The sequence below is a fragment of the Bradyrhizobium sp. P2_E8 genome (assembly GCF_056403875.1).
Map to the genome: position 1 here is coordinate 1 of NZ_JBFUES010001145.1, position 2,183 is coordinate 2,183.

The window sequence follows — 2,183 nt, forward strand, 5'->3', positions numbered from 1 at the left end:
ATCACGAGGCTGACCAGCGACAGCGCGCACAGGATCGAGAACGGCGCGCCGAACGACATGGGGCCGACGATCACGGCCTGGGAGGCCGCAACCCCGAAGATCAGCACGGGAATCGACAGCGGCAGCACCAGAACCGCCATCAAAAGCCCGCCGCGATGCAGCGTCACCGCCAGCGCGGCGCCGATCATGCCGGTAAAGGTCAGGGCCGGCGTGCCCGCCAGCAGCGTCAGGGCCACCGCGCCGGTCGCGACCATGTCGAGGTTGAGCAGGAGGCCCAGCACGGGGGTTGCGACAATCAGCGGCAGGCCCGCCGCCAGCCAATGCGCCAGCGCTTTCGCCGCGCAGGCGAGTTCCAGCGGCGTCCGGCTCATGGTGATCAGGTCGAGCGAGCCGTCCTCATGGTCGGCCATAAACAGCCGGTCCAGCGTCAGCAGGCTCGCCAGCAGGGCGCCGAGCCAGAGAATGGCGGGCCCCAGCCGCGACAGCAGCGCCAGGTCCGGCCCCACCGCGAACGGCATCAGCACCACCACGGTCAGGAAGAACAGCACGCCGATCAGCGCCCCGCCGCCGACGCGGAGCGCGATCCTGATATCCCGGCGGATGAGGGCGGACAGGGCGGTCATGGCAGACTCCCACCACCGTTGATGCGTCGCTGCACGGCCTGCCCCAGGCACACTGCRCTCCCTCCCCCCTTGCGGGGGAGGGCAGGGGAGGGGGGTAGCCCAGGAAAAGGTATTCGTTGTCGCGTGCCAGACGTTCTTCGTCACACTGAGAGTCCCCGTGTGGCACCCCCCTCCCTAGCCCTCTCCCGCAAGGGGGGAGGGAAYGATGGAGTGAGCGGCGCGTGATTGCGTTCCTCGCTGAACAAGACGGAAGAGCAGAGTGACAGCATGACCAATCTCACCCCCACAGGCTTCCTCGGCATCGGTGGCGCCAGCCTCGAATACAAATGGCTGGCGCCGCAATCGGCGGGCGCGCCGACCATCGTCATGCTGCACGAAGGCCTCGGCTCGGTCGGCCTGTGGGGCGACTTACCGGAAAAGCTTCGAGAGGCGACCGGTGCCGGCATCTTCGTCTATTCGCGTGCGGGCTACGGGCAGTCGAGCCCGGTCGCGCTGCCGCGGCCGCTCGATTACATGCAGCGCGAGGCGCTGGACGTGCTGCCGAAACTGCTCGATGCGATCGGCTTCAAGCGTGGCCTCCTGCTCGGCCATTCCGACGGCGCCTCGATCGCGACGATCTATGCCGGCGCGCATCAGGATCATCGCCTGAACGGCCTCGTGCTGATCGCGCCGCATTTCATCGTCGAGGACATCTCGGTGAAATCCATCGCCGCGATCAAGACCGCCTTCGAGACCACCGATCTCAAGACCAAGCTCGCGCGCTGGCACAAGGACGTCGACAACGCCTTCTACGGCTGGAACGGCGCCTGGCTCGATCCGAAATTCCGCGACTGGGACATCTCGGAATATCTCGCCTATATCCGCGTACCTGTCATGGTCCTGCAAGGTGTGGACGACCAATATGGTACGCTGCGCCAGGTCGAGATCGCGCAGGAAGAGTGTTATTGTCCGGTAGATTTGAAAGTCATTTCAGGCGCGGGACATTCCCCGCATCGTGAAGCGCCGGGGGCGACGCTTGACGCGATCGAGCAATTTGCAAAGGCGGCCCTGCGCGACGACCAGGGACTTCAGGGACGCGCCGCATGATGTTGCGGAGGCGCACCTGTCATGAGTGCGCCGCCGAATGCGAGCGGCCAATTGCCGTGGCCGCAATGGGCCTATGTGCCGGGCGAGGCCGGCGGGCTTGATGCCGACTACGTGACGCTCGACATGGCCAAGGCGCTGGTGCCCTCGGCCTTTCGCGGCCATGTGCCGGCGCGCCATCCGGCACTGCGCTACGGGCTCGCGCTCAACGACCGCGGCTATTTCTGGGAAGCGCAGGAGGTGCTGGAGGCGGTGTGGGCCGCGGCGCCCCAAGGCGGCCGCGAGCGCATTCTGCTGCGGGCCTGCATCCACGTCGCCAATGCGAATTTGCGGCTGCGCATGCAGAGGTCGCATTCGGCGGCACGGCTGTTCGGCGAGGCGCTGGCGGAGCTGCGCGCGCTCAGCGCGCGCAAGACGGCCGCAGTCGGCGACGGCTTTGTCGAGAGCTTCCCCATTCCGGCGCTGACGGCCCTGCTC

Annotated in this window: 3 protein-coding genes; 2 read left to right on the forward strand and 1 reads right to left on the reverse strand. The window is 67.0% G+C overall.

What is annotated here, in order from left to right; all coding sequences use genetic code 11:
• On the reverse strand, window positions 1-623 hold a 623-nt coding region (ccmB, locus tag AC1D00_RS37830; RefSeq protein ID WP_477014183.1), incomplete at its 3' end, for a heme exporter protein CcmB.
• A 267-nt stretch (window positions 624-890) separates the two neighbouring features.
• Here ccmB and AC1D00_RS37835 point away from each other — a divergent pair.
• Both AC1D00_RS37835 and AC1D00_RS37840 read left to right on the forward strand, forming a co-directional pair.
• Window positions 891-1,709 carry an alpha/beta fold hydrolase gene (locus AC1D00_RS37835; protein WP_477014184.1) on the forward strand — a complete coding sequence of 273 codons (819 nt, stop codon included), beginning with the start codon at window positions 891-893 and terminating at the stop codon, window positions 1,707-1,709.
• A gap of 21 nt (window positions 1,710-1,730) precedes the next feature.
• The coding region (locus AC1D00_RS37840; protein WP_477014185.1) for a DUF309 domain-containing protein at window positions 1,731-2,183 on the forward strand (453 nt) is incomplete at its 3' end.